The sequence below is a fragment of the Mesorhizobium sp. genome, from assembly GCF_004962925.1.
Taxonomy (GTDB): Bacteria; Pseudomonadota; Alphaproteobacteria; order Rhizobiales; family Rhizobiaceae; genus Mesorhizobium.
In genome coordinates this window covers 3095-28852 of record NZ_SUEO01000060.1, presented here as the reverse complement: position 1 = coordinate 28852, position 25758 = coordinate 3095, and the positions used below count along the sequence as shown (strand labels likewise).

At 62.1% G+C, this 25758-nt stretch carries 25 protein-coding genes; 9 read left to right on the top strand and 16 right to left on the bottom strand.

Annotated elements, in window-relative coordinates:
* Nucleotide 1: 1 nt before the first annotated feature.
* Nucleotides 2-2647, bottom strand: a complete 2646-nt coding sequence (pepN, locus tag E5W87_RS14505; protein WP_292398305.1) for an aminopeptidase N — start codon at nucleotides 2645-2647, stop codon at nucleotides 2-4.
* A gap of 152 nt (nucleotides 2648-2799) precedes the next feature.
* Between pepN and E5W87_RS14500 the strand changes: the two genes are divergently transcribed.
* Complete coding sequence (locus tag E5W87_RS14500) at nucleotides 2800-5106, top strand: xanthine dehydrogenase family protein molybdopterin-binding subunit (protein ID WP_292398302.1); 2307 nt, start codon at nucleotides 2800-2802, stop codon at nucleotides 5104-5106.
* A gap of 44 nt (nucleotides 5107-5150) precedes the next feature.
* Nucleotides 5151-6053, top strand: a complete 903-nt coding sequence (locus tag E5W87_RS14495; protein ID WP_095486565.1) for a DMT family transporter — start codon at nucleotides 5151-5153, stop codon at nucleotides 6051-6053.
* Here the strand turns inward: E5W87_RS14495 and E5W87_RS14490 are convergent, their stop codons facing one another.
* Genes E5W87_RS14490 through E5W87_RS14480 form a run of 3 tightly spaced genes read right to left on the bottom strand, consistent with a single transcriptional unit; the run spans nucleotide 6054 to nucleotide 8495 of the window.
* Nucleotides 6054-6866, bottom strand: coding sequence for a helix-turn-helix transcriptional regulator (locus tag E5W87_RS14490; RefSeq protein ID WP_292398299.1), 813 nt, complete (start codon nucleotides 6864-6866; stop codon nucleotides 6054-6056).
* A 56-nt stretch (nucleotides 6867-6922) separates the two neighbouring features.
* Nucleotides 6923-7813, bottom strand: a complete 891-nt coding sequence (locus E5W87_RS14485; RefSeq protein WP_292398296.1) for a uracil-DNA glycosylase — start codon at nucleotides 7811-7813, stop codon at nucleotides 6923-6925.
* Between the two features lie 37 nt (nucleotides 7814-7850).
* Complete coding sequence (locus E5W87_RS14480) at nucleotides 7851-8495, bottom strand: hypothetical protein (protein ID WP_292398293.1); 645 nt, start codon at nucleotides 8493-8495, stop codon at nucleotides 7851-7853.
* Nucleotides 8496-8843: 348 nt separating this feature from the next.
* Between E5W87_RS14480 and E5W87_RS14475 the strand changes: the two genes are divergently transcribed.
* A complete protein-coding gene (locus tag E5W87_RS14475; protein ID WP_292398291.1) occupies nucleotides 8844-10523 on the top strand; it encodes an electron transfer flavoprotein-ubiquinone oxidoreductase in 1680 nt (559 codons plus the stop codon).
* 142 nt (nucleotides 10524-10665) lie between these two features.
* The gene (locus tag E5W87_RS14470) at nucleotides 10666-11268 is read left to right on the top strand and encodes a DUF922 domain-containing protein (RefSeq protein ID WP_292398288.1); all 603 of its coding nucleotides are present in this window, start codon (nucleotides 10666-10668) and stop codon (nucleotides 11266-11268) included.
* A 4-nt stretch (nucleotides 11269-11272) separates the two neighbouring features.
* Here the strand turns inward: E5W87_RS14470 and E5W87_RS14465 are convergent, their stop codons facing one another.
* From E5W87_RS14465 to E5W87_RS14440, 6 genes are all read right to left on the bottom strand, one after another.
* Nucleotides 11273-12331 (bottom strand): endonuclease/exonuclease/phosphatase family protein, encoded by a 1059-nt coding sequence (locus tag E5W87_RS14465; RefSeq protein WP_292398285.1) that lies wholly within the window; start codon nucleotides 12329-12331, stop codon nucleotides 11273-11275.
* Between the two features lie 104 nt (nucleotides 12332-12435).
* Entirely contained in the window at nucleotides 12436-13896 is a 1461-nt protein-coding gene (locus E5W87_RS14460) for an AMP nucleosidase (protein ID WP_292398283.1), read from the bottom strand.
* 173 nt (nucleotides 13897-14069) lie between these two features.
* Nucleotides 14070-14264, bottom strand: coding sequence for a hypothetical protein (locus E5W87_RS14455; RefSeq protein ID WP_292398281.1), 195 nt, complete (start codon nucleotides 14262-14264; stop codon nucleotides 14070-14072).
* A 35-nt stretch (nucleotides 14265-14299) separates the two neighbouring features.
* A complete protein-coding gene (locus tag E5W87_RS14450; RefSeq protein WP_292398279.1) occupies nucleotides 14300-14452 on the bottom strand; it encodes a hypothetical protein in 153 nt (50 codons plus the stop codon).
* Between the two features lie 267 nt (nucleotides 14453-14719).
* Nucleotides 14720-15064, bottom strand: coding sequence for a DUF2147 domain-containing protein (locus tag E5W87_RS14445; protein ID WP_292398276.1), 345 nt, complete (start codon nucleotides 15062-15064; stop codon nucleotides 14720-14722).
* A 68-nt stretch (nucleotides 15065-15132) separates the two neighbouring features.
* Entirely contained in the window at nucleotides 15133-15333 is a 201-nt protein-coding gene (locus E5W87_RS14440; protein WP_292398274.1) for a hypothetical protein, read from the bottom strand.
* 202 nt (nucleotides 15334-15535) lie between these two features.
* Here E5W87_RS14440 and E5W87_RS14435 point away from each other — a divergent pair, with 202 nt between their 5' ends.
* Together E5W87_RS14435 and E5W87_RS14430 are read left to right on the top strand one after the other, a co-directional pair.
* A complete protein-coding gene (locus tag E5W87_RS14435; protein WP_292398272.1) occupies nucleotides 15536-15802 on the top strand; it encodes a sel1 repeat family protein in 267 nt (88 codons plus the stop codon).
* 463 nt (nucleotides 15803-16265) lie between these two features.
* Nucleotides 16266-17387, top strand: a complete 1122-nt coding sequence (locus E5W87_RS14430) for an ABC transporter substrate-binding protein (RefSeq protein ID WP_292398270.1) — start codon at nucleotides 16266-16268, stop codon at nucleotides 17385-17387.
* A 117-nt stretch (nucleotides 17388-17504) separates the two neighbouring features.
* On the opposite strand, the gene E5W87_RS14425 is transcribed toward E5W87_RS14430, so the two are convergent.
* The 4 genes from E5W87_RS14425 to E5W87_RS14405 all read right to left on the bottom strand — a co-directional run bounded on the left by E5W87_RS14425 (nucleotide 17505) and on the right by E5W87_RS14405 (nucleotide 22619).
* Nucleotides 17505-19472, bottom strand: coding sequence for an acetyl/propionyl/methylcrotonyl-CoA carboxylase subunit alpha (locus E5W87_RS14425; protein WP_292398268.1), 1968 nt, complete (start codon nucleotides 19470-19472; stop codon nucleotides 17505-17507).
* A gap of 524 nt (nucleotides 19473-19996) precedes the next feature.
* Nucleotides 19997-20401, bottom strand: coding sequence for a hypothetical protein (locus E5W87_RS14415; protein ID WP_292398264.1), 405 nt, complete (start codon nucleotides 20399-20401; stop codon nucleotides 19997-19999).
* An 81-nt stretch (nucleotides 20402-20482) separates the two neighbouring features.
* Nucleotides 20483-21010 (bottom strand): O-acetyl-ADP-ribose deacetylase, encoded by a 528-nt coding sequence (locus tag E5W87_RS14410; RefSeq protein ID WP_292398262.1) that lies wholly within the window; start codon nucleotides 21008-21010, stop codon nucleotides 20483-20485.
* Between the two features lies 1 nt (nucleotide 21011).
* The gene (locus E5W87_RS14405) at nucleotides 21012-22619 is read right to left on the bottom strand and encodes a carboxyl transferase domain-containing protein (protein ID WP_292398260.1); all 1608 of its coding nucleotides are present in this window, start codon (nucleotides 22617-22619) and stop codon (nucleotides 21012-21014) included.
* Between the two features lie 104 nt (nucleotides 22620-22723).
* On the opposite strand from E5W87_RS14405, the gene E5W87_RS14400 reads away from it, so the two are divergent.
* Together E5W87_RS14400 and E5W87_RS14395 are read left to right on the top strand one after the other, a co-directional pair.
* On the top strand, nucleotides 22724-22978 hold the full coding sequence (locus tag E5W87_RS14400) for a type II toxin-antitoxin system HicA family toxin (RefSeq protein WP_292398257.1): 255 nt from the start codon (nucleotides 22724-22726) through the stop codon (nucleotides 22976-22978).
* A complete protein-coding gene (locus E5W87_RS14395; RefSeq protein ID WP_292398254.1) occupies nucleotides 22975-23343 on the top strand; it encodes a type II toxin-antitoxin system HicB family antitoxin in 369 nt (122 codons plus the stop codon). The genes E5W87_RS14400 and E5W87_RS14395 overlap by 4 nt, the downstream gene beginning before the upstream one ends.
* Here the strand turns inward: E5W87_RS14395 and E5W87_RS14390 are convergent.
* Both E5W87_RS14390 and E5W87_RS14385 read right to left on the bottom strand, forming a co-directional pair.
* Nucleotides 23324-24502: an isovaleryl-CoA dehydrogenase gene (locus E5W87_RS14390; RefSeq protein WP_292398253.1), complete on the bottom strand. Its 1179-nt coding sequence runs from the start codon at nucleotides 24500-24502 to the stop codon at nucleotides 23324-23326. The genes E5W87_RS14395 and E5W87_RS14390 overlap by 20 nt on opposite strands.
* 54 nt (nucleotides 24503-24556) lie before the next feature.
* Nucleotides 24557-25216, bottom strand: coding sequence for a TetR/AcrR family transcriptional regulator (locus E5W87_RS14385; protein WP_292398252.1), 660 nt, complete (start codon nucleotides 25214-25216; stop codon nucleotides 24557-24559).
* A gap of 157 nt (nucleotides 25217-25373) precedes the next feature.
* Here E5W87_RS14385 and E5W87_RS14380 point away from each other — a divergent pair.
* A partial coding sequence (locus E5W87_RS14380; RefSeq protein ID WP_292398251.1) for a MarR family transcriptional regulator occupies nucleotides 25374-25758 on the top strand: 385 nt, incomplete at its 3' end.

Genomic DNA, 25758 nt, shown 5'->3' with positions numbered 1-25758 from the left:
ATCACGCCAGCGTGCGCTCGACGATGTCGCGCAAATCGGCCGACAGGTTCTCGGCATTGGCGATCGATAGCAGCGCTTCCCTTGCCTTGGCCTGCCGGGCAGGTTCGAGCGAGCGCCATGATCTGAGTGCCGTCGCCAGCCTGGCAGCCAACTGGGGGTTGCGCCTTTCGACCTGCAGGACCGTTTCGACGAAAAACCGGTAACCTTCGCCGTCGGCGCGATGGAAGCCGGTCTGGTTGGCGCTGGAAAACGTGCCGACGAGCGAGCGCACCCGGTTCGGGTTGGCCATCGAGAAGGCCGGGTGGCCGGTCAGGGCGCGCACCGCATGGATGGTTTGCGGGCCGGGCACGCTGGCCTGGATCTGGAACCATTTGTCCATCACCAGAGGATCTGTCGCATATTTCGCTTCGAAGTCGGCCAGTGCCTTGACCGCCTCGGGCGAACCGCTGTGGCGGAGCGCAAGTACCGTCAATGCAGCGGCGCGGTCCGTCATATTGGTCGCGGACTGGAAATGCCGGGCCACAAGCGCCGCGCTTCCCGGCAGCAGCGAGAGATAGTCGAGCAGGATGTTGCGCAGCGCCCGCCGCCCGGCGCTCGCCGCATCCGGACTGAAAGCGTCCTTGTCGGCCAGTCGATCGTAGAGGCGGGAGAATATCTCGCTGTTGGTCTCGGTGATCGCGGCCGTCAGCGCCTCGCGGGCCGAGAGGATGGCATCGGGGTCGATGTTCTTGCCGATGTCACGGGCGATATCGGCTTCGCTCGGAAGCGCCAGAGCCAGCGCCCGATAGGCTGGCTCAAGTGTCTCGTCGCCGGCGATCTTGCCGGCAAGATCGGTCAACCGTGATGCGAAATTGGGCCGCTTGCCGCCAAGGACCTGGCGGAAGGCGGATATCAGGGAGTCGGTCAAAAGCGTGTTGAACGCCTGCCAGCGCGAGAAGGTATCGTCGTCATGGCCGGCAAGGAAGAACTGATCGTCGGCCTTCTGCTCGACGGAAAGCGTCACCGGCGCCGAGAAGCCGCGGTTGAGCGACATGGCCGGGCGCTCGGCAACGCCCGAGAAGCGCACCATGTGCCGGCGCTTGCGGATGTGGATAACGCCGTCCTCGACGGAAGCTCCCTCGACGCCGTTATAGGCTATCGCTTTGCCATCGGCGCCGACCAGGCTGAAGGCCAGCGGAATGTGCATCAGCCGCTTGCGGCTTTCGGACGGCGTCGGCGGCACCGACTGCTCGATCTCGAGCGTGAATTCCTGGGCTGCCGCATTGTGCGTCGAACTGATCGTCAGATTGGGCGTGCCCGCCTGATGGTACCAGAGCGAAAATTGCGACAGGTCGCGGCCGGACACATCCTCGAACACCTTGATGAAGTCCTCGATCGTCGCAGCCTCGCCGTCATGGCGCTGGAAATAAAGGTCCATGCCGGCCCGGAACGTATCGGCGCCGAGAATGGTGCGGATCATGCGCACCACTTCCGAGCCCTTTTCGTAGACCGTCGCCGTGTAGAAATTGTTGATCTCGCGGTAGCGGCGCGGCCGCACCGGATGCGCCAGCGGCCCCTGGTCTTCGGGAAACTGATGCGCCCTGAGCGTGCGCACTTCGGCAATGCGTTTTACCGCTCGCGAGCGTTGGTCGGCCGAGAATTCGTGATCGCGAAAAACCGTCAGCCCTTCCTTCAGGCAAAGCTGGAACCAGTCGCGGCAAGTGATTCTGTTGCCAGTCCAATTGTGGAAATACTCGTGCGCGATGATCGCCTCGATATTGGCGAAATCGGCATCCGTGGCGGTCTCCTGGTCGGCCAGCACATATTTGTCGTTGAAGATGTTGAGGCCCTTGTTCTCCATCGCGCCCATATTGAAGTCGGACACCGCGACGATGTTGAAAACGTCGAGGTCGTATTCGCGGCCGAACGCCTCCTCGTCCCATTTCATCGACCGCTTCAGGGCGTCCATGGCGTAGCCGGCGAGCCGCTCCTTGCCCGGCTCGACATAGATGCCGAGATCGACCTTGCGACCGGATAGCGTGATGAAGCTGTCTGCGACTTTGCCGAGCGCGCCCGCCACCAGTGCGAATAGATAGGACGGCTTGGGGAAGGGGTCGTGCCAAACCGCATAGTGCCAGCCGTCGGCAAGTTCGCCGCTTCCCGCCGGATTGCCGTTGGAAAGAAGCAGTGGCGCCTCGTGGTGCCGCGCCTCGATGCGCACCGTATAGACGGACAGGATATCGGGGCGGTCGAGAAAATAAGTGATGCGGCGAAAGCCCTCGGCCTCGCATTGCGTGCAATAGACGTTGCTGGAGCGATAGAGGCCCATCAGGGCTTCGTTATGTGCCGGCGCTAGCTCGGTTTCGATCAGGAGCTGGAAGCGGGGTGCTGCGGGCGGCGTGGTGATCGTCAGCTGATCGGGCGTGGCAAAAAAATCCATCGGCGCGAGTGTCCGGCCGTCGATTGCGATGCGGCTGAGCGTCAGGCCATCGCCATCCAGCACCAGTGGCACTGACGCCGCCACGCCGTCGCGGCGTTCGACCGTCAGTTCGGCGGTGACGCGCGTGGCTTCTGGCGACAGGCGGAAAGTCAGGCTGGTTTCCGGAATGAGATAGTCGTTGGGGCGATAGTCTTCGAGCTTGAAGACCTGGCCGGTGTCAGTGCGCATTCGGTGGGGTTTCCTGTCGATTCCCGCAGCGGCAAGTGGGTCCGCTGGTCTAAAAATTTGAAGCCCGCGCTCTTTACACGAAACCGTCACTCGACAAAACTGGCGCAATGCCTATTTCAGGCACTCGTTCTCCACATCATCGCGAGGTATCCATGACCGTGGTCACACCGAAATTCGGCATGGGCGCATCTGTGCTGCGTCGCGAGGACCAGGCCTTCCTCAAAGGTCTCGGTCGCTATACGGACGACATCCAGCCGGCCGGCCTCCTGCACGGCTACGTCCTGCGCTCGCCGGTGGCCAAGGCAAGCTTCACCATCGGTTCGACCGAGGCGGCCAAGGCGGCACCTGGCGTCCATCTGGTGCTGACCGGTGCGGATCTTGCTCATCTCGGCAAGCTGAAATCCGGCGTCATGCAGAGGCAGCCGGACGGCACCAAGGCGCCGACCCGCGACATTCCGGTCCTTTGCCGCGACCGGGTCAATTATGTCGGCGACGCCGTCGCATTCGTCGTCGCCGACAGCCGCGCGCTGGCGCAGGACGCGGCCGAATTGATCGAGGTCGATTACGAGGGCGAGGATGCCGCCTCCGGCACCGCCACGGCGCTTGACGAAGGCACGCCGCTGGTTTGGCCGGAACTCGGCTCCAACCGCGCCTTCAGCTATCACATCGGCGACAAGGCGAAGACCGCGGCAGCATTCGCCGGGGCGGCGCATGTCACTCGCATCGAATTCATCAACAACCGGCTGGTCTGCAACTACATGGAGCCGCGCTCGGCGATCGGCGAGTGGAGCACGCAAGAGAACCGCTTCGTGCTGACCACGGGCTCGCAGGGCGTGCATTCGATGCAGTACATCCTGGCCGACGTGTTCAAGATCAAGAAGAACCAGCTGCGCGTCATCACGCCGGATGTCGGCGGCGGCTTCGGACCGAAAAGCTTCGTCTATCGCGAGCATCCGCTGGTGCTCGAGGCTGCCAAGCGTCTTGGCCGCCCGGTCAAATGGGCCGGCGACCGCACCGAGCATTTCCTCACCGATGCGCAAGGCCGCGACAATGTCGTGACCGCCGAGATGGCGATGGACAAGGATGGCCGCTTCCTCGGCATGAGGGTCGATCTTCTCGCCAATATCGGTGCCTATATCTCGCAATACGGGCCGTTCATCCCCTATATCGGCGTCACCATGTCGACCGGCGTCTACGACATCCAGGCGCTCGATGTTTCGGTGACCGGCCTCTACACCAACACCTGCCCGGTCGATGCCTATCGCGGCGCCGGCCGGCCGGAAGCGGCATTCCTGCTGGAAAAGCTCGTCGATGCCTGCGCCCATGATCTCAGCCTTCCCGTTGAAGAAATCCGACGGCGCAATTTCATTCGGCCTGAGCAGTTTCCCTATCGCACCCAGACCGACCGCCTCTACGACACCGGCGAATTCGCAGGCCACATGGACCGCGCCATCGAACAGGCGGAGTGGCAGGCGTTCCCGGAGCGGCTGGCGCAGTCGAAGGCGGCCGGCAAAATCCGCGGCATCGGCATGGCGACCTATATCGAGGCCTGCGCCTTTCCGGGTTCTGAGCCGGCCTTTGTCGAACTGAACGGCGACGGCACGGTGACGCTGAAGATCGGCACCCAGACCAACGGGCAGGGACATGCGACCGCCTATGCGCAATTCCTCTCGGAAAAGCTTCATCTCGATATCGACAAGATCCAGGTCCGCCAAGGCGACACCGACGAGCTGAAGGCCGGCGGCGGCACTGGCGGCTCGCGCTCGATCCCTCTTGGCGGTGTATCAGCTTCTCGCGCGGGTGAGGATCTGGCCAACAAGATCAAGCGCATCGCCGCGGATGAACTGGAAGCCTCGGCCGGCGACATCGAATTGTCCAACGGCGTCGCCCGAATCGTCGGCACCGACCGCACGATCGATTTTTCGAGCATCGCCAAGGCCGCCAAGAACCCGGACGATCTGAAAGGCTTTGGCGAGTTCGTGCAGGACGAATGCACCTATCCGAACGGCACCCACATCTGCGAGGTCGAGATCGATCCCGACACCGGCACGACGGAGATTGTTCGCTATACGATCGTCGACGATTTCGGCGTCACCGTGAACCCGATCCTGCTGGCTGGCCAAGTGCATGGCGGCGTCGTCCAGGGCATCGGCCAGGCGCTGACCGAGAACACGGTCTATGACGAGGACGGGCAGCTGTTGACGGCGAGCTTCATGGATTACGCCATGCCGCGCGCCGACGATTTCCCGTTCTTCCATTTCGAGACCCGCAATGTGCCATCGACCACCAATGCGCTCGGCATCAAGGGGGCCGGCGAGGCCGGCACGATCGGAGCGACGCCGGCCGCGCTCAACGCGGTGACGGATGCGCTGTATCGCGCCTACGGCATCAGGCACATCGACATGCCGGCAACGCCGGCGCGCATCTGGGCAGCGATCCAGGAAGCAACTGCTAAGTGAGCCCTACAGATCATCCCGGCGGACACAACACGCTGACCGGGATCATGCTCAAGATCGTGTCGGTGGCGGTCTTTGTCGGCATGTCGTCCTGCATCAAGGCGGCGGGCACCGTACCGGCGGGCCAGATCGTCTTCTTCCGCTCCTTCTTCGCCATCTTTCCTATCATCATCTTCCTGGCCTTCCAGGGGAAGCTTGGCACCGCATTTTCCACCAAACGCCCGCTCAACCACATTGCGCGCGGCGTTGTTGGCGTCTGCGCCATGGGCCTCGGTTTTTTCGCGCTGACGCGTCTGCCGCTGCCCGAGGCGATCACGCTGAACTACGCACAGCCGCTGCTGGTGGTGGTGTTCAGTTCGATCTTCCTCGGCGAAGCGATCCGCGTCTATCGCTGGAGCGCGGTTGCGGTCGGATTGGTCGGCGTGCTGGTCATCTCATGGCCGGAACTGACCCTGCTGAGCTCGGGCGCAGCACTCGGCGATCAGGAGGTGCTCGGCGTCATCGCCGCCCTGGTCGCGGCCGCGATCTCGGCCGTAGCCATGCTGCTGGTGCGCAATCTCGTCCAGAGCGAGCCGACGGCAACCATCGTGCTGTGGTTTTCGGTGACGGCGAGCGTCCTGGCGTTGCTTTCGCTGCCGTTCGGCTGGCAGGCGCTGACACCGATGCAGGCAGGCCTTCTGGTTGTGTCAGGCTTTTGCGGCGGGGTCGCTCAGATACTGATGACGGCAGCCTATCGCCATGCTGAGGCCTCGGTCGTGGCGCCCTTCGAGTACACGTCTATGATACTCGGCATAGCCGTCGGCTATCTTGCTTTCGGCGACGTCCCGACGGTTCATATGCTCATCGGCGGCCTGATCGTCGTTGCCGCCGGCATCTTTATCATCTGGCGCGAGCGCCAGCTTGGCCTCGAACGTGCGCGCACCCGACAGGCGACCCCGCCGCAAGGATGATCAGAACGGCTCGGCCCGATCCTTCGCCAATCGCACCAGCACCGTCCTTGTCTGCTCATCGGCAGGGAAAAAGGATTCGATCGCCAGTTCCGACAGCGTCACGTCGAGCGGCGTGCCGAACACGGTGATCGTGCTGATGAACGACAGCACAGCATCGCCATGGGCAAGCCGCAGCGGGTGCACGATCGCGTTCGGCTCGACCGGCACCGGTCGTGCGCCGTTCAGGCCGGACGGATAGGTCCGAAGCTCGCGTTCCAGTTCGACCAGGACCGGGTCGCCTGAGGCGTCGTTCTGGTGTTTCAGCCGGTCGAGAAGATGCGCGCGCCATTCGGCGAGGTTGACGATGCGCGGCGCGACGCCACCCGGGTGCAGGCTGAGTCGCAGCACGTTGACCGGGGGCTTCAGCAAGGAGGGCTCGGCGACATTGGCCAGAAACGGGCCGATGGCGGCATTCGCCGACACCAGGTTCCAGTGCCGGTCGACAGCGAGCGCTGGGAAGGGTTCGTGCCCCTTGAGCACGATCTCGACGGCCGCCATCGCCGGCGCCAGCGAGGCATCGGTGAGCGAGCGCTCGGTGAAGCTAGGGGCAAAACCCGCGGCCAGCAGGAGCTGGTTGCGCTGCCTCAGCGGGATCGAGAGCTGCTCGGCCAGATGCAGCACCATGTCGCGCGAAGGTGCCGCGCGACCGCTCTCCACGAAGCTCAGATGCCGCTGTGAGATTTCGGCTTCCATGGCGAGATCGAGTTGGCTCATGCGCCGGCGCGTGCGCCATTCGCGAATGAGGCTGCCGGCGGAGGTCTGGGTTGCTGTCATGAGCGCATGACTAGGTCGCTAGCGGATGCATTTCAATTACCTGGCAGGTTATGGCGTCAACCCAGCGCCCGCAGTTTCGCCTTCACCTCAAGGAAATCCCGCCACGCCAGCTTCTTGTGCGCGGGGGTTCTCAAGAGATAGGCCGGGTGAAGTGTCGGCATGGCGGGAATGGCAATGCCGGAGGCGGTCGTGTGGACGCGCCAATTGCCGCGTAGCCGTAGGATGCCCTCGGTGGTGTTGAGGAGGGTCTTTGCCGAGGGGCCGCCCAGGTTGACCAGCACCTTCGGATTGACCAACTCGATCTGCCGTTCGATGAACGGCCGGCAAATCTCGGTCTCGTGCGGTGTCGGCGTGCGGTTGCCCGGCGGCCGCCAGGGGATGACATTGGCGATGTAAGCCGATGTGCGGTCGAGGCCGATCGCAGCCAGCATCCGGTCGAGCAGCCGGCCCGAGCGGCCGACGAACGGCAATCCCTCTATGTCCTCGTCGCGGCCGGGCGCCTCGCCGACCAGCATGACAGCGGCATTCGGATTGCCGTCGGCGAACACCAGGTTCTTGGCGGTGTACTTGAGATTGCAGCCGTCAAACGCCGCCATGTGCTGGCGAAGCTCGTCCAGGGTTGCGGCCGTCATTGCCAACTGGCGCGCCAATGCCGCTTGCGCTTCGTCGGGCACCGTCGCTGTGCCCGACGGCGCGCGCACCGCCGGTGCCGCAGCTTGCCTTTCGCCCATTTCGGCGCGTGAGACGCTGGTCGAGCGTGGCAGTGCGGCGCCTTTTTCACCAGTTGGCGGCGTAACCGTCGCTGGCGCCCGCTCAGGTGGCTTTGACGCAGCCTCGGCAAACCTGTTCATCGGCTCGTCTTCGAGCGCTTCATCGACGCCCGCGCTGGCGTAGAAGGTCAAAAGGTCGGCGATATCAGGTCGGTTGTCTCGGGGAACGGCAGTCATGCCTTCACATTCGGCCGCGCGGCAGGAATTTGCAAGTTCAGCTCGACGGTATACGGGGATCCTGCACCAGATAGAACGTCCAGCGCGGTGTGTAGTCGGTGATCAGGTAATCGAATTTTGCTGTCTTCAGCGGGTCGATCTTGCCGCTCTTGAACAGCAGCCGATCATAGGGTTCGAAGTCGCGATCGAAATCGGCAAAGCTGCTCGACCAGATGTTGTCAGGCGTCTTGTTGCGCTGGTCGAATGACAGGCCGTCGCCGAACACGCTCGGCCGGTGGAGCACCTCCTGGAGCTCGAACTGGAACTCGACCCAGGCCTGGCCGCTGTTGTTGAGCACGTCGATGCGCATATACATGAGGCCGTTGGCAAATTGGCCCGCGGTGCCGAACGGCTGGATCGGCTTTGTCGTGCGGATAGTCAGTGTCACCGGCGTTGCCGAATTGAGCTCTTCGGTGATGACAAGCGGGTCCTCCTTTGTCCCGACGCCCGAGGCGCTGGTGATGCGGAAGCCGCCGAGCTCGTCGGAAAAGGAGTAGGCTCCGGCCGCCCAGACCCTTTGCGGCTCGGCATGGGCGCCAATGGGCGCCAGCGGCAAAAGGGCCAAAACGAGCGCCCGGCAAATCCGTCCGGGCGAGGAAAAAAAGCGCATCGATGAAAAGCCAGTCGGCCCGTATATGCGCATGGCGCGAAGTATGGACGATAAGCAAGCCGTCGAACAATTAAAAACGTGAGGGCGACGGCTCTCCTTGGAAATGAGCTTGGCCCAGATCGATGTTCGGGTGGACCCCAAATCGCGATTTTGTAGTACGATGCGCGACTTTTTGACGAAATCGGCATTGTCACGTCAGCGCCGGTTTCGCGTCGCGAATTGATGCGCTATGCAGCGGATAAGCCAGCAAGATGCGCAAATGCGCTCGCATGACCCCAAAAGTGAAATCACTTTTTGGAAAGGATCATGCGAAAATAAAAGTTGCCAGGGTGTCCTTTGCGCGTCCAATGGGCGCGCGGCACTCTGGGCAGTGAGGGGTTGATGAGCGATATCGAACGCGAAAGCATGGAATTCGACGTGGTCATCGTCGGCGCCGGTCCGGCCGGCCTCGCCGCCGCGATCCGTCTCAAGCAGGTCAATCCCGAGCTTTCCGTCGTCGTCCTGGAAAAGGGCGGCGAAGTCGGCGCCCACATCCTGTCCGGCGCCGTCGTCGATCCGATCGGCATCGACCGGCTGTTGCCGGGCTGGCGTGACGAAGAGGGGCATCCGTTCAAGACACCGGTCACGGCAGACCATTTCCTGGTCCTCGGCCCCGCCGGTTCGTTCCGTCTGCCCAACATCCTGATGCCGCCGCTGATGAACAACCACGGCAACTACATCGTTTCACTCGGCAATGTCTGCCGCTGGCTGGCGACCAAGGCCGAGGCGCTGGGCGTCGAGATCTATCCGGGCTTTGCCGCCGTGGACCTTATTTACAGTGACGAAGGCGCGGTCACCGGCGTTGTCACCGGCGATATGGGCGTCGAGAAGGACGGCACGCATGGCCCGGGCTTCGCGCCGGGCATGGCGCTGATGGGTAAATACGTGCTGATTGGCGAGGGCGCGCGCGGCTCGCTGGCCAAGCAGCTGATCGCCAAATACCATCTTTCCGACGGCCGCGAGCCCGGCAAATATGGCATCGGCCTCAAGGAGCTCTGGCAGGTCAAGCCGGAGAACCACCGGCCAGGCCTTGTCCAGCACTCCTTCGGCTGGCCGCTCGACATGAAGACCGGCGGCGGCTCCTTCCTCTACCATCTGGAGGACAACCAGGTGGCGGTCGGCTTCGTCGTCCACCTCAACTACAAGAACCCCTATCTGTCGCCGTTCGACGAGTTCCAGCGCTTCAAGACCCATCCGGCGATCAAGGGCACATTCGAGGGCGGCAAGCGGCTGGGCTATGGCGCCCGCGCCATCACCGAGGGCGGCTGGCAGTCGGTGCCGAAACTGTCCTTCCCCGGGGGCGCGCTGATCGGGTGTGCCGCCGGCTTCGTCAACGTGCCGCGCATCAAGGGCTCGCACAATGCCGTGCTTTCCGGAATGCTGGCGGCCGAGCATGTCGCCGAGGCGATCGGCGCCGGCCAAGGCAATGACGAACTGGCTTCTTACGAGGCGGCATGGCGGGCGACCGACATCGGCAAGGATTTGAAGAAGGTGCGCAACGTCAAGCCATTGTGGTCGCGCTTCGGCACCGTCGTCGGCGTTGGCATTGGCGGCCTCGACATGTGGCTGAACACGCTGTTCGGCTTTTCGCCCTTCGGCACGCTGAAGCACGGCAAAGCTGACTATGCGACGCTGGAACCGGCCGCCAAGCATAAGAAGATCGCCTATCCGAAGCCGGATGGCGTGCTCACCTTCGACCGCCTGTCCTCGGTGTTTCTCTCCAACACCAACCACGAGGAAAACGAGCCCGTCCACCTGCTTGTCGCGGATATGGATCTGCAGCAGCGTTCCGAGCACGATGTCTATGCCGGGCCGTCGACACGCTACTGCCCGGCCAGCGTCTACGAATGGGTCGACAAGGATGGCAACGCCGCCGCCGATCCCGAGGCGAAGGACGTGCGCTTCGTCATCAACGCGCAGAACTGCGTCCACTGCAAGACTTGCGACATCAAGGACCCGAACCGAAACATAACCTGGGTGCCGCCACAAGGTGGCGAGGGACCTGTCTACCAGAACATGTAGCTTATCAAACGGCAGTCCGCCAGAATCGCCGCGTCGGTCTAGACCGTCAGTCGGTGAGGCCCGCTACATTTGCGGCCTCTAAAAAACGTTGAAGCGGCGCGGCGCTTGTGGTTCCCTTCCTTTCTAACCCGGAGAGATGACCATGCGCGTGGCGGTCCTGACGTGCCTTGCAGCGATTGGCGCCTTGTGCGGCTTGGCACCATCGGCATCGGCTGACACGAAGGTGCTGGTCAAGACCCGGACCTACGACATATCAGGAACCACGGGCGCCGCCCTGATCGAGGCCATGGACCGCAAGGGTCCAAAGAGGCACGGCTTCATGACACACGCCATCGCGCTGACCGCCTATACCGTAAATTGGGACCTTGAGGTTCGCAGGGAGGGTGACGTCTGCCATCTGCGGCAGGCCAATGGGACACTCGATCTCACCTACACCTTGCCCCGCATGGCCTCAGCCGCGACGCCGGCGCTTCAGAAGCGCTGGAAGCGGTTTTTCGCGGGCGTTCGTGCCCACGAGCATAGCCACGGCCGCATCGCCAGGACAATGATGCGGGCCACCGAGAAATCGATCACTGGATTGGAGTTCGCCGACAACTGGTTGTGCAGCAAGACGCACCGCGAGGCGAGGCGCCGGATCAAGGCCGTCTATGCCGAATACGAGGCGAAACAGAACGCCTTCGACGCGCGCGAGCATCGCGACGGCGGCCATGTCGAGCACCTCGTTGGTGCCCTGCGCAAGCAGTAGGCGCTCAGCTTCGAAACTTGCCGTTCTGTGTCACGGAAGCGGTCGCGGTTTCATCTTCGTCGACCGGCTTTTTCTCTTCCGGCCTAAGCGAGAATTCCACCATCACCGGAAGATGGTCGGAGCCTGTGCCTTCCAGCCTCGACACCGAATGGATGAGAACCGCGCCCTTGCTGAAAACCTGGTCGATCGGCAATCCGGCGAAGCGCAGGAAATCCGGCAGCTTGATATAGAGCCAGGTCGGCCCCGGCGAAGGCACCACTGTCAGCTTGCCAAGATCTGCGACGCGCCGGACGGCGGCACTCCACGGCACTGCGTTGCAATCGCATGCCAGGATCGACGTCTCGCCAAGTGAGGCGAGCTCCTCCGACAATCCGCCGATCTGCCGTGATTGGTTGCGCGGCCATGGCCAGGTGAGGTGCATGGCGGCGACGTCGACGTCGGTTCCGCCGAAATCGACCGTCGCGATGGCCATCGCACCGCGCCTGTCGCAGCGCGGTTGCGTACCGGCGGCAAACGGTCGTCTGGACAGCAGCGCAACGCCGAACACGCCATTGGGGTAGGGGCAGAGGATCCGGTAGGGGTAGGCGCTGGCAATATAGCCAAGCTCGGTCGTCCACATCTCCGACACTTCATCGAGAGCGATCACGTCCGGATTGGTCCGGCCGATCAGCGACAGCACTTTCTTCGGCGTCGGATTGTTGAACCGCAGGTTCATCTGCAGCAGGCGATAGACCGGCTGGTCATCGGGGTAGACCGTCTGGTCACCGGGGTTAACTTCGTAGGCTGCCTGGACCGGCCACAGGCGGGGCACGGGCAGCGCGTTCGACGTGGTGGCAAAGGCAGCCACGGCAAAGAGCAGCGCTGTGGCCGCCTGCAGGCGAAATGAAGTCACGAGCAGCGGCAGCGCGCAAAGCGCCATCAGCACGGCAAGATGGACGCGGAAATGGGCGAAGGAATCGAAGGCCGGATGCAGCGTTCCGAAAAACCCGGCCACCAGCGCAACTGAGCAGCCGAGCATTGCGACGAATGCCACCGACGCCATCATGTTTCGAACGCGTGCCATCTACTTTGCTTATCGGCAGAAATGCAGCCAATCAAGATGACGAAATGCCCTGCCGCGATGTTATCATGCTACGGCCATGCTCCGGCCGATGAAGCCGATCGGTCCTACTGGAACGCCGTTTCCGAAAAGCTTCTGAGCTTGCGCGAATGCAACCGTTCCATCGGCATCTCGGCCAGCTTTTCCATCGCCCTGATGCCGATGGTCAAATGCTGTGCCACCTGCCGCTTGTAGAATTCGGTCGCCATGCCAGGCAGCTTCAATTCGCCATGCAGGGGCTTGTCCGAGACGCAAAGCAGGGTGCCGTAGGGCACGCGGAAACGGAAACCATTGGCTGCGATCGTCGCCGATTCCATGTCGAGCGCGATCGCTCGTGACTGCGACAGCCGCTGCACCGGCCCACGCTGGTCGCGCAGCTCCCAGTTGCGGTTGTCGATGGTGGCGACGGTGCCGGTGCGCATGATACGTTTGAGGTCGTAGCCGGAAAGGCCGGTGACTTCGGCGACCGCCTCTTGCAGCGCCACCTGGATTTCAGCCAGCGGCGGGATCGGCACCCAGACCGGAAGGTCATCGTCCAGAACATGGTCTTCCCGCACATAGGCGTGCGCCAGCACATAGTCGCCCAGCGCTTGGGTGTTGCGCAGGCCGGCGCAATGGCCGAGCATCACCCAGGCATGCGGCCTGAGCACCGCAATGTGGTCGGTGATAGTCTTGGCGTTGGAGGGGCCGACACCGATATTGACCATGGTGATGCCGCCATGGTTCGGCTTCTTCAGATGATAGGCCGGCATCTGCGGCAGGCGCGGCGGCGCCACCCCAGCGCCAGGCGCGTTTTGCCCAGCCTTGGTGACGACGTTTCCCGGCTCGACGAATTCGACATATCCGCCGCCGCCCTTCGCCATCAACTCATGCGCACGGGCGACGAACTCGTCGATATAGAACTGGTAGTTGGTGAACAGCACGAAATTCTGGAAATGCTGGGGACTGGTCGCCGTGTAGTGCGACATCCGGTGCAGCGAATAGTCGATGCGTTGCGCCGTGAACGCCGCCAGTGGCCTGGCTTCGCCTAACGCCACTTCGAACGTGCCGTTGGCAATCTGGTCGTCGGTGCCGTCGAGATCCGGCACGTCGAACAGGTCACGGATCGGCCGCCTGATGCGCTCGGCTGCGGTGCCGTCGACATGGGAGCCTTCCAGGAACGCGAAATGCAGCGGGATGGGCGTCGTCGATTCCGAAACCGTGACTGGAACGCCGTGATTGCGCATGATCAGGCTAAGCTGTTCGGTGAGATAGCGTTCGAAAAGGGCAGGCTGGGTGATGGTGGTCGAGAAATGCCCAGGCGTCGGCATATGGCCGTATGCCTGCCGCGAGTCGATCTGAGTGAACGAAGTCGTGGTGACGCCGACCTCGGGATAAAAGGCTCGGTAGCGCTTGTTGTTGTCGCCGCCTGCAGCGAGCGTCGTAAACGAATCGCGCAGGAATTTGGTGTTGCGGTCGTAAAGGACCTGCAAGGCCGCGACGGCCTTTCCGGCATCATTGAAGCTCTGCTGGCCAAACGGCTCCGGCATCACGACTGAGTCTATGGCTTGGGGATAGATTCGCTTTTCCATGACCCAATATAGAGACTTGGCCATGCGGTTGGGAGGGGGTATGCCGCCTTGAACGCGGCCAAAACATTGTTTTTTCTTTTTCAGTGATTTCGATGAAGGTCGATTGGGATTTCGATGAAGGTCGATTGGCTCTAACCACGCCGCAGGCTGATCAACAGCACAAAGCCGACGCCGTTCTTCTTCAACGCCGGCGCTTCGATCGTCGAGCCGGCATCGGCGCGCATCGAGGGCACGGCCAGAACCGGCGCCGAAAGCACGGTCAGGATAAGCGCCGCCCGCGGCAGGAGCCGAAGGGTTTTCAGGGCGTTGGCGACGATGCGGTTCATGGCTTTTGCTTTTGTCTCTCGAGGTCTTTGTCGGTTCAGGGGCGAAAATGGTTCACGCAACCGAACCGGCAGGAATTGGCCTGGTCCCAGGAGCGGGCCGGACGGCCTGCCTCTGCGACGAGGATGGCGAAGAACATTCCGAACAGGCTCAGCAGCAGGCAGACGATGGTGAAGCGGCGAGCGAGCATTGCGTGGTGTCTCCTTCAACACGCATGAGAATGCCCTGATGCAACTGAACCGGTTCTGATGCCGGCGTTCATCTGCGGTTCAAATTCATTGACGGGGTGTTGAGTGCCCACCGGCCACGAGCGTCGCTGCAGTCTTGCTGCCGCCCCCCGATCTTGCTGCTGACCCAAATCTTGCTGCTGATAAGACGAAGGATTGTCCCAAACAGACGGTGAAAGCAAAAACGGGGCCTTCGCGGCCCCGTTTTCAATGTGTGGCAGCGGAAACGATCAGAGCTTGTGCCAGGTCTGGCTCTTGCAGATCAGCCCGCCGAGCACGCAGCCGCTCATCTTGAGCGAAGCGCCCGAGACCGATGCCTTGCCCGAATAGGTCTTATCGGTTTCCGGGTCGGTTATGGTGCCCGAATATTTGTTGGCGCCGGACACCTTGAACGAACCGATGCGCTTGCCGGCAAATTTGCCTGATTTGAGCGTGATGGAAAATGCCCCGCCGCCGCCGGCAATGGCGGCAGTCGAACCGGCTTGCGTTTTCCAGTTGCCTTCGATCGGATCGGCCCAAGCCGTTCCGGCCATGATCAATGTGGCCGCAAGGGCCATGCTGATTTTGCGAAACATGTCTTCCTCCCTGTGGGCTTCCGGGCGGATGTTCCGACCCGCCGGTCTGCCCTTTACGCAAACGTAAGCTAATCCACCTCCCGGCGAAACAAAAGCGGTGCCGCTGCGGAAGACTTCAGGATTTTCTGGCCGCCCGAACCGGTCTCGTCGCCGAGAAATGAAACGACGGGTATGCTGGCTTTGTCTCCCGTGGTTAGCGGAGTCTTGATTTGCGCCGCGCAAATTTTCGTCAAATTTAGTGCAAACCGGCGAAATTGCTGGCTTTGCATCCTTAACGAATTCCCGCGTTTACCTCTTGTTTTAGCTTTGTTTTCCCCAAATTAAGCACGCCACTTAACGACGGATTCAAGCCTCCGGTTCATTCTCGAAAGCATCGAAAGAGCGGCCACCCCCAAGGGTTATCAACAGATACCAAGGGACAGAAGGAGGCAGCTCACGGGAGCCTGACAGGGGCTAGAACAGGGGATTGAAATGGCACGTTTTGAAATGCCTGAAGCCGGCTTCGGCGCCATGGGGGCAACTGCCCAGGCCGACATTCTTTTCGAACTGGGCATGATGTATGCGACCGGCCGCGATTGCGAGACCGATGTCGTCGCCGCCCACAAATGGTTCAACATCGCTGCGATCAAGGGCTCGGTCCGCGCCGCGGAACTGCGCTCGGAATTGTCGGCCGCCATGTCGAAGGGCGAGATCGCCAGGGCGCTGCGCGAAGCCCGCGAATGGATGACGATGCACTAAGCTGGTCCTGAGTTCATCAGGCCCGGAGTTTATCAGGCACTGAGATCACCGACAGGGATGCTTCAGGTCGAGGCCGCGCAAGACGGCTGGCCGGCAAGTACAAGGCCGCGCAAGACGGTCTTACCAACAATGGCAAGAATGCAGCAAGCCGGATACGGCCAAGCTGCGCGACGACAGGGAAGGCGATGCGGTTTTCGGGCGCGGGAGCGTTCGGGGATGGTTCGATCGACAAAGCCGCGACCGGCCGGAACAAGGCCGGCGCGGCTTTTGCGTTTTCTGGTCATGATCCCAAAAAGTGGAAACCGGGTTTTGGAAAAAGATCATGGTCAAACAGAAACGTTGCAGGCCCAATCGAGTGCTGCCAATGCGCCTAGACAGGCTTGGCGAAGGGTGAAATTCTCCCGCCCACTCTGGAAGAGGCGCGGCCGGGGCGGCCGCGCGAGAGTGGAGGAGTTGTACCACCATGAAAAAGTTGGGTATTTTGAGCGCGGCCATATTGGGCCTGATGATGAGTGCGCCGATTGCCTTCGCCGAGGACATCACCTTTGCGGTGGTCGGACCGATGACCGGACAGCTTGCCACCATCGGTGATCAGTTCAAGCACGGCGCGCAAGCCGCAGCCGACGCGATCAACGCGGCCGGCGGCGTCGATGGCCGCCAGATCAAGCTCGACATCGAGGATGACCAGTGCGATCCAAAGCAGGCGGTTTCGGTCGCCAACCGCATCGTCGCCAACGGGGTCAAGTTCATCGATGGCCATGCTTGCTCGGGCTCGAGCATTCCGGCGTCCGCCGTCTACGCCGAAGCCGGCATGCTGATGATGAGCCCGGCTTCGTCGAACCCGGTGCTGACCGACGCGGCGGCGAAAGCCGGCTGGCCGACGATCATGCGCCTCTATACACGCGACGATGCACAGGGCGCTTTCATCGGTCCCTGGATCGCCAAGAAATATGCTGGCAAGAACGTCGTCATCATGCACGACAAGAGTGCCTATGGTCAGGGCGTGGCCGATGCCGTCAAGGCCACGATGAACCAGAACGGTCTCAACGAGATCCTCTACGAAGGCATCAACGCCGGCGAAAAGGACTATTCCGCCCTTGTCACCAAGCTCAAGGAGCTGAAGGCAGATGTGGTCTATTTCGGCGGCTACCACCCCGAAGCCGGCCTCATCCTGCGCCAGTCGGCGGAGCAGAGCGTCAAGTTCCAGCTGATCATGCCGGACTCGATCGCCTCGCCGGAATTCTGGCAGGTTGCCGGCCCGGCCGGCGAAGGCACCATGTTTGTCTTCCCGTCGGATCCGCAGGCGAAGCCCGAAGCCAAGGAAGCCGTCGAAAAGATCAAGGCGGGCGGCTTCGTGCCCGAGGGCTTCACGCTGTTCTCCTATGCTGTGATCCAGGCCTTTGCCGAGGGTATCAAGCGCGCCGGCAGCGACGACCCGGCCAAGGTGGCCGAAGCTTTGAAGAACGGCGAGCCGATCAGCACCGTCGTCGGCTCAGTCATTTTCGACGAAAAGGGCGACCTCAAGAACGTCAGCTACGACATCAACCAGTGGCACGACGGCAAATACGCGCCGATCCAGCCGTAACAACTGGCGTCGCCCGCGGTAAACGGAGATGGCCGGGTCAGATCCGGCCATTTTCATTTTGGGCGTGCGTTTGTGGGGCGTGTCTTCGATGTCGCCTTGTGGGTGAAGGAACAGCGATCAGCCGTTGGGTTCCTCGGCAAAACGCACCAGCACGGTCCCGTCGGTGACTTGCGCGCCCTCAGCCGCGATTTCGGCGATTACCCCATCATGGGTAGCAGCGATGGTGTGCTCCATCTTCATCGCTTCCAGGATCAGCAGCGGCTGGCCTTTGATGACGACCTCGCCCTTGGCTACACGCACCAGCTTGACCAGGCCCGGCATCGGCGCCCGCAGGCTGTCTGAACCGGCAGCGATCTCGTCGGCCCTCGCCAGCGGGTCCGGCATTGCGAAGCTGTAACCGACGGCGCCTTCAAACACGGTGACGTGGCCGGGCCAGCGGGCGAGGCGAGGTGCAGTGCGAAGATCAAGCGGATTGGCACTGTCATAAGGTGCGTCCAGTGCCACTTGGAAGCGCCCGTCCTGCCGCAGCACCGACACAAGCGCGACGATCTCATCCTCGCCGTAGCGCAATCGCGTGCGCCGCGGAACAGTGTGGAAATGCGCATAGCCGGCAAGCGATGACCACGGGTCGTTGGTCGGCGCCTGAGCCCCCGCGCCGGCCGCCGCAAATGCGGCTGCGGCGACGATCTCGCTGCTCGGCGGCGGGACTGCAGTCAGCGCTTGCTGATGCCTGCCGATCAGGTCGGTATCGACATCGCCTGCTGAAAAATCCGCGTCAGTGGCAAGTGCGGCGAGAAAGGCGGTGTTGACGGTCGAGCCGGCGATCTCGGTCTGCGCAAGGGCTATGCCCAGGGCTTCGAGCGCCGCCTGCCTGTTCTTGCCGTGCACGACGAGCTTGGCAATCATCGGGTCGTAGAAGGGCGAGATAGCATCGCCGGCCCGCACGCTGGTCTCGATCCGCATGCTGGCGCCCTCGGGCGCGGTATTGGGAAATTTCAGGTGATGCAGTATGCCCGTCGCCGGCAAAAAACCCTTTGCCGCGTCCTCGGCATAGATGCGCGCCTCGAAGGCGTGACCGGAAAGCGTGATCTCGCTCTGCGTCTTCGGCAGCTTTTCGCCGGACGCCACCCGCAACTGCCATTCGACCAGATCGGTGCCGGTGACCATTTCGGTGACGGGGTGCTCGACCTGCAGGCGGGTGTTCATTTCCATGAACCAGAAGCGGTCGGCCTTCAGGCCTTGCGAGGCGTCGACGATGAACTCGATCGTGCCGGCGCCGGAATAGTTGATCGCCTTGGCGGCCTTCACCGCCGCCTCCGTCATCGCCTTGCGCAATGCCGATGTCATGCCGGGGGCGGGGGCCTCCTCGATCACCTTCTGGTGGCGGCGCTGCGCCGAGCAGTCGCGCTCGTAGAGATGCACGACATTGCCGAAGATATCGCCGAACACCTGGACCTCGATGTGGCGTGGCTTGTTGATATATTTCTCGACCAGCACGCGGTCGTCGCCGAAAGCGGCCTTGGCCTCGCGCCGCGCACCCGACAGCGCCTCGGAAAAATCGTCGGGATGTTCCACGCGTCGCATGCCCTTGCCACCGCCGCCGGCGCGGGCCTTGATCAGCACGGGATAGCCGATCTCGCGTGCTTTGGAGGCAAGCAGCACGATCTCCTGCGCCTCGCCGTGATAGCCCGGCACGACAGGCACGCCGGCCTTCTCCATCAGCCGCTTGGCCGCGTCCTTCAGCCCCATGGCGCGGATCGAGGCGGCCGACGGGCCGATGAAGACGAGCCCCGCTGCCGTCACCTGATCGACGAAGTCAGGGTTTTCCGAGAGGAAGCCGTAGCCCGGATGGATGGCTTCCGCGCCGGTGGCCAAAGCCGCGGCGATGATCTTGTCGCCGCGCAGATAGCTTTCGCCGACCGGGGAGGGGCCGATATGCACCGCCTCGTCGGCCATCTCGACATGCAAGGCCCTGGCGTCGGCGTCGGAATAGACGGCGACGGTGCGTACGCCCATCCTGCGCGCGGTGCGAATCACCCGGCAGGCGATCTCACCGCGGTTGGCGATCAGGATTTTGGCGAACATGGGACCTCCAAAGCCAGAACTTGCCGCCAACGGCGCAAATGCTCCTTAACGCTGTGGCAACACCCTGCTTTGCAGTCCGGCCATTGTCAAAGTGTCGGTAAGCGAGGCCTGCTTACTTGGAGGTCGCGATCTCGCAACCCCCGCCTGTCGTGACCCTGTAACTGTTGCGGGTGGCCTGACAGGATTTCAATGCCAGCTCTTCGGCAGCTTTCTGTGACGGTGCATTCAAGCGCGAGCCGCAGATGATGTACAACGAAGTCACCCGCATGTATGGGGTGGTCGCATAGGCTGAATGGCCGCTCGCCGCTACATAGGCGTTGTAAGCCTTGGTACACGGGTCCTTCGGGTTCCGCGGCAAAAACGGGTGGAAACGGGTGTCGCCTTTGCTTCCCGCCAGCGATTCCGCCGCTCCGATGCCAGGTGCCGTGAGAATAAGAAATCCTGCAAGTATCGATGTAATTATTCTCTGGACGTATCTCGGTCTCATTTTTCCCCCTTGGAATGAACTGAGCCAACAGGCATTACTACTTGGAGGCGGCGATGCCGCAGGCTCCCGCCGTCTTGACCTTGTATTGCTTCTGGGCGGATTGGCAGTCCTTCAGCGCCAGCGTCTCTGCAGCCTTTTGCGACGATGCATTCGCACGCGCGCAAACCATGAACTCGGTCGCCCAATTGAACGGGGTCGACGCATAGGCGGAATGGCTGCCAGTCGCCACATAGGCCTTGTATGACTTCTGACAGCCTCCCGTTGAGCCGGGTGCGAAATACACAGGGTAGCGGCTGTCGCCCTTGCTTCCCGCCAGCGATTCGGCTGTGCCAACGCCAGGCGCCGCTAATATAAGCAACGCCGCAAGTACAGGCGCAGTTGTTTTATGGAAAATCGGCAGTCTCATCTTCGCCCAATCCCCATTGGTATTTGCAATGAGCAATAGCCGCGATTCTTTCGTCTGGCCAGATCGGTGAATGAAAATAAGTCTGAAGACTATGGATGGATTTCTTACCTGTACCGGTCACGCTCCGCCAAGCAACAACGCTTGCTGGTACAGTTCCGCCGTTTGCTGGTCGAAGCAGCAGAAGACGACAGTTTCCGGAACCGCGTTCTGGCCGACGAAGGCACTCACGGTGCCAACGGCGATCTGCGTCGCCTGGTCCTTTGGATAGCGGTAGACACCGGTCGAGATCGCCGGAAATGCCACCGTCCGGCAATCCTTGGCGGCGGCGAGTTCGAGCGACCGGCGATAGCAGGAGGCCAACAACTCGGCTTCGCCTTTGCCGCCGCCTTGCCAGACCGGTCCGACCGTGTGGATGATGAAGCGTGCCGGCAGCCTGTAGCCCTTGGCGAGCTTGGCGTCGCCGACCTTGCAGCCATTAAGTGTTCGGCATTCCGCCAGAAGTTCAGGGCCGGCCGCTCGGTGAATGGCGCCGTCGACGCCACCGTCACCCAGAAGTGACGTGTTGGCAGCGTTGACGATGGCATCGACCGCCAGCTTGGTGATGTCACCGATATGAACGCGAATCCTCTGATTGTTTTCGCTCATCTCACATCCTGAACACGCCGAACTTTGTCTCCTCGATCTCGGCGTTGAGCGCCGCGGATAGGCTGAGCGCCAGCACCTCGCGCGTCTTGGCCGGATCGATTATGCCGTCGTCCCAGAGGCGGGCTGACGAATAGAGCGGGTGGCCCTCATGCTCGTATTTCATCAGGATCGGCTTCTTGAATTTTGCCTCCTCCTCTGCGCTCCATTCCCCGCCTTTGCGCTCGATTCCTTCGCGCTTGACGACGGCCAGCACGGTGGCGGCCTGCTCGCCGCCCATCACCGAAATGCGGGCATTAGGCCACATCCAAAGAAAACGCGGCGAATAGGCGCGTCCACACATACCGTAATTGCCGGCGCCGAACGAGCCGCCGATGATCATGGTCACCTTCGGCACGCGGGCCGTGGCGACGGCCATCACCAGCTTGGCACCATCCTTGGCGATGCCGCCCGCCTCGTATTTTCGCCCCACCATGAAGCCGGTGATGTTTTGCAGGAAGATCAGCGGGATCTTGCGCTGGCAGCACAGCTCGATGAAATGCGCGCCCTTCAACGCGCTTTCGGAGAACAGCACGCCGTTGTTGGCGATGACGCCGATCGGCATGCCCTGAAGATGGGCAAAACCGGTGACCAGCGTGGTGCCGTAATTCTGCTTGAACTCGTCGAAGTCGGAGCCGTCAACGATGCGCGCGATCACTTCGCGCACGTCATAGGGCTGGCGCAGATCGGTCGGCACGATGCCGTAGAGCTCATCGGCTGCATGAAGCGGCGGAATCGGATCGCGAAGTGCCAGCCCGATCTCCTTCTTTCGATTCAGGTTTTTGACGATGCGGCGTGCGATCGCCAGCGCATGCTCGTCGTCCAGCGCATAGTGGTCGGCAACGCCGGAAAGCCGCGTGTGCACATCGGCGCCACCCAGTTCCTCCGCGCTGACATCCTCGCCGGTGGCAGCCTTCACCAGCGGCGGGCCGCCGAGGAAGATGGTCGCCTGGTTGCGCACCATGATCGTCTCGTCCGACATCGCTGGCACATAAGCGCCGCCCGCCGTGCACGAACCCATGACGCATGCGATCTGCGGAATGCCGGCGGCCGACATATTGGCCTGGTTGTAGAAGATGCGGCCGAAATGGTCGCGGTCCGGAAACACCTCGTCCTGGTTGGGTAGGTTGGCGCCGCCGCTGTCGACCAGATAGACGCAAGGTAGTTTGTTTTGCAGCGCGATTTCCTGGGCGCGCAGATGCTTCTTCACCGTCAGCGGATAGTAGGTGCCGCCCTTCACCGTGGCGTCGTTGACGACGACCATGACTTCCGTGCCTTCGACACGGCCGATGCCGGCAATGATGCCGGCCGATGAGATGTCTTCGCCATACATTGACCATGCCGCGAACTGGCCGATTTCAAGGAATGGCGAGCCGGTGTCGAGCAGTTGGGCGAGACGCTCGCGCGGCAAAAGCTTGCCGCGGCTCCGATGGCGCTCGCGCGCTTCCTCCGTGCCGCCGCGCTCGACGGCTGCCGCCTTTTCCACAATGTCGGCGACCAGCGCCCGCATGCGCTCGGCATTGGCGCGGAAGGTGTCGGAGGCGGGCGAGATCTGCGAGGTGAGCACAGGCATTGACGAACCTCATATGATATCATATTTTAGTATCACTTTGGGCTCTCGCCCTAACCCGAGAGGAGCCGACTTTTAAGGTATTCGATTTGGGGAGGGCGAAAAGTATGAAAGCCGCGCATAGGCAGACGCTGGACAAGGTATTTGCGAATCCGGTCAGTGCTTCGATCAAATGGCGGGATGTGGAGGCATTGCTGATGGCGCTTGGAGCTGAAGTTTCGGAAGGCAGCGGCTCACGGGTCCGGTTCACCATATCCGGCCAGACATTGTTCCTGCATCGGCCGCATCCATCGCCTGACGCCAAGCGGTGGGCAATCAGGGACATCAGAGAGTTTTTGACGAATGTTGGAATAAGGCCATGAAACTGTACAAGGGATATGCGGGATCGATCGAATTCGATGACCAAGACATGGTGTTCCATGGCCGCATCCTTGGCATTCGTGACATCGTTACTTTCGAGGCCGTGACAGCCGAGGAATTGGTGAAATCGTTCCACGACAGCGTCGATGACTATCTTGCTTTTTGCAAGGAGCGTGGCGTCGATCCGCAGAAGCCTTATTCCGGCAAGCTTGCCTTGCGCACGACGCCGGAAATCCATGCCTTGCTGGGTAAGGCAGCCGCCAGCGACGGCAAATCGATCAACCAATGGGTATCGGACACGCTCGCCGAAGCGGCCCGCAAGCGCGTCGACGAAAGCTCCACGAAGGTCACAAGCGGCGCGCACTAGACCCCTCCGCCATGATTTCCCGCCCGATGAGCCAGCGGCGGATTTCGCTGGTGCCGGCGCCGATCTCGTAGAGCTTGGCGTCGCGTAACAGCCGGCCGGTCGGATAGTCGTTGATGTAGCCGTTGCCGCCCAGCAGCTGGATGGCGTCGAGCGCCATCTGTGTCGCCTTCTCGGCGGCGAATAGCACGCATGCGGCGGCGTCCTTGCGGCTCGTCTGGCCGCGGTCGCAGGCAGCGGCGACGGCATAGACGTAGGCGCGTGCGGCGTTCATCGTCGTATACATGTCGGCGAGCTTGCCTTGCACCAGCTGGAACTCGCCGATCGGCTGGCCGAACTGTTTGCGTTCGTGCACATAGGGGACCGCCACATCGAGGCACGCCGCCATCAGCCCGATCGGGCCGCCGGCGAGCACAGTGCGCTCGTAATCGAGGCCCGACATCAGCACTTCGACGCCGCGCCCTTCCTCATGCAGCACATTGTCGAACGGCACCTCGACATCCGAAAAAACCAGTTCGCCGGTGTTCGAGCCGCGCATGCCGAGCTTGTCGAGCTTTTGCGCCACGGAAAAGCCGGTCATCGACTTTTCGACGATGAAGGCGGTGATGCCGCGCGAATGGAGTGCCGGATCGGTCTTGGCGTAGACGACCAGCGTTTCGGCGTCCGGGCCATTGGTGATCCACATCTTGGTGCCGTTGAGCACGTAGCGGTCGTTGCGCTTTTCGGCGAGTAGCTTGAGCGACACGACATCGGAGCCGGCGCCGGATTCCGACATTGCCAGCGCGCCGACCTTTTCGCCGGTGCACAAAGCGGGGAGATATTTCTCCTTCTGCGCCTGTGTCGCCCAGCGATTGATCTGGTTGACGCAGAGGTTGGAATGGGCGCCGTAGGAGAGGCCGACCGAGGCCGAGGCACGCGAAATCTCCTCCATCGCGACCACATGGGCGAGATAGCCCATGCCGGTGCCGCCGAAACCCGGATCGGCGGTGATACCGAGCAGGCCGAGGGCTCCGAATTCGCGCCACAGATGCGCCGGAAATTCATTCGAGCGGTCGATCTCGGCGGCGATCGGCGCGATCTTTTCTTGGGCGAAGCGCCGCACCAGGTCGCGCAGTGCCTCGATGTCTTCGTCAAGCCCGAAGTTGAGTGTGTGCGTGTACATGCCGTTTCTCCCGGCGCATGGCCCCGAAATCGAATTCGATTCCAATGCGCAAAATCAAAGTGCTACAGCGTCCTTTGCGCGTCCGAAGGCGCGCACGGCGCCGTAGGTCGTAGTCGCGCCATGGGTTGCCCCAACCAGGCGCATCGTCATTGAAAGATATGTGGCGGTTACCTCCGAGATCGATAGCCGCTCGCCTGGCCGGAACCAGACGATGACGCCGGTCATCATCTGGATCAGCGCCATGGCCGTCAGCCCTGTGTCTTCGACGTTGAAGACGCCGGCTTCTGCGCCGTCGCGCAGAATGGCGCGCAGCTCCTTTTCATAGGCCGTGCGCATGCGCAGGATCTGCGTCAGGCGGTCATGCGACAGGCTACGCAATTCCATGTTCGAGACATGGGTGGAGTGGCGCCGCTCGATGTGGAAGGCGATGTGGTTTTCGACATAGGCGGCAAGCCGCGTCGCCGGATCGGTCGCGGCGGGGCGCGCCGCGTCCCACGCCTCGATCAGCCCTTCCATGTGCTCACGCATCAGCGTGAACAAGAGGTCTTCCTTGGTCGGGAAATAGCGATAGAGCGCGGCCGCCTGCACGCCGACCTCGGCGGCCAGCTGGCGCATCGACATCGCCTCGTAGCCGAGACGTGCGATCAGGTTGACCGCCGCCTCGCGGACGGCTGCTTCGGTCTTTTCCCCGTCGGAGCCGGTCGTGCGCGCCATGATCACCTCATCGAGAGGTGATAATAAAACGAACGTTCAATTAATTCAAGGGCTGGTTGCATTGCAGGATAATTGACCGTGTTTTTTTGGAATGGTTGACTAAGTCAAATAATGCAGTGATGATCCTGCGGTGTAGAATCCTGAGAAGGAGCCCGACATGCCGTATGAGCGGAATGCCATGGTCACCGAAATCCGCCATTTCAACAGGTTTTACACCAGCTTGATCGGGCTGCTCGACGAGACCTTGATGCAGAGCACCTACACGCTAACCGAGGCGCGGGTGCTGTTCGAACTGGGTCACCGGGCGGGCACCGGCGCTGCCAACCCGAGCGGCGAGGCAGGTTTTCTTGCGCGAGCGTTCCATCTCGATCTCGGGCCGGCGGCGTCCTCGATTGCCGGCGAACTCCGGCTGGACCCGGCCTATGTCACGCGAATCCTTAGAAAATTCGCCGCCATGGGCCTGATCGACCTACGTGCCGACCCGGACGACCGGCGTCGGCGCATCCTGTCGCTGACCGCGCGGGGAAACTCGGAGCTGGCCA

Excerpts from the sequence above, each read along its gene's own strand:
- E5W87_RS14385 (WP_292398252.1), bottom strand. The coding sequence starts at position 25,216 with ATGGCGCGCACGACCGGCTCCGACGGGGAAAAGACCGAAGCAGCCGTC.
- E5W87_RS14465 (WP_292398285.1), bottom strand. The coding sequence starts at position 12,331 with ATGGCACGCGTTCGAAACATGATGGCGTCGGTGGCATTCGTCGCAATG.
- E5W87_RS14435 (WP_292398272.1), top strand. The coding sequence starts at position 15,536 with ATGGCACGTTTTGAAATGCCTGAAGCCGGCTTCGGCGCCATGGGGGCA.
- E5W87_RS14440 (WP_292398274.1), bottom strand. The coding sequence starts at position 15,333 with ATGCAAAGCCAGCAATTTCGCCGGTTTGCACTAAATTTGACGAAAATT.
- E5W87_RS14445 (WP_292398276.1), bottom strand. The coding sequence starts at position 15,064 with ATGTTTCGCAAAATCAGCATGGCCCTTGCGGCCACATTGATCATGGCC.
- E5W87_RS14450 (WP_292398279.1), bottom strand. The coding sequence starts at position 14,452 with ATGCTCGCTCGCCGCTTCACCATCGTCTGCCTGCTGCTGAGCCTGTTC.
- E5W87_RS14430 (WP_292398270.1), top strand. The coding sequence starts at position 16,266 with ATGAAAAAGTTGGGTATTTTGAGCGCGGCCATATTGGGCCTGATGATG.
- E5W87_RS14400 (WP_292398257.1), top strand. The coding sequence starts at position 22,724 with ATGAAAGCCGCGCATAGGCAGACGCTGGACAAGGTATTTGCGAATCCG.
- E5W87_RS14395 (WP_292398254.1), top strand. The coding sequence starts at position 22,975 with ATGAAACTGTACAAGGGATATGCGGGATCGATCGAATTCGATGACCAA.
- E5W87_RS14475 (WP_292398291.1), top strand. The coding sequence starts at position 8,844 with ATGAGCGATATCGAACGCGAAAGCATGGAATTCGACGTGGTCATCGTC.
- E5W87_RS14410 (WP_292398262.1), bottom strand. The coding sequence starts at position 21,010 with ATGAGCGAAAACAATCAGAGGATTCGCGTTCATATCGGTGACATCACC.
- E5W87_RS14425 (WP_292398268.1), bottom strand. The coding sequence starts at position 19,472 with ATGTTCGCCAAAATCCTGATCGCCAACCGCGGTGAGATCGCCTGCCGG.
- E5W87_RS14460 (WP_292398283.1), bottom strand. The coding sequence starts at position 13,896 with ATGCCGGAGCCGTTTGGCCAGCAGAGCTTCAATGATGCCGGAAAGGCC.
- E5W87_RS14495 (WP_095486565.1), top strand. The coding sequence starts at position 5,151 with ATGCTCAAGATCGTGTCGGTGGCGGTCTTTGTCGGCATGTCGTCCTGC.
- E5W87_RS14480 (WP_292398293.1), bottom strand. The coding sequence starts at position 8,495 with ATGCGCATATACGGGCCGACTGGCTTTTCATCGATGCGCTTTTTTTCC.
- E5W87_RS14485 (WP_292398296.1), bottom strand. The coding sequence starts at position 7,813 with ATGACTGCCGTTCCCCGAGACAACCGACCTGATATCGCCGACCTTTTG.
- E5W87_RS14500 (WP_292398302.1), top strand. The coding sequence starts at position 2,800 with ATGACCGTGGTCACACCGAAATTCGGCATGGGCGCATCTGTGCTGCGT.
- E5W87_RS14455 (WP_292398281.1), bottom strand. The coding sequence starts at position 14,264 with ATGAACCGCATCGTCGCCAACGCCCTGAAAACCCTTCGGCTCCTGCCG.
- E5W87_RS14390 (WP_292398253.1), bottom strand. The coding sequence starts at position 24,502 with ATGTACACGCACACACTCAACTTCGGGCTTGACGAAGACATCGAGGCA.
- E5W87_RS14470 (WP_292398288.1), top strand. The coding sequence starts at position 10,666 with ATGCGCGTGGCGGTCCTGACGTGCCTTGCAGCGATTGGCGCCTTGTGC.
- E5W87_RS14405 (WP_292398260.1), bottom strand. The coding sequence starts at position 22,619 with ATGCCTGTGCTCACCTCGCAGATCTCGCCCGCCTCCGACACCTTCCGC.
- E5W87_RS14490 (WP_292398299.1), bottom strand. The coding sequence starts at position 6,866 with ATGACAGCAACCCAGACCTCCGCCGGCAGCCTCATTCGCGAATGGCGC.
- pepN (WP_292398305.1), bottom strand. The coding sequence starts at position 2,647 with ATGCGCACTGACACCGGCCAGGTCTTCAAGCTCGAAGACTATCGCCCC.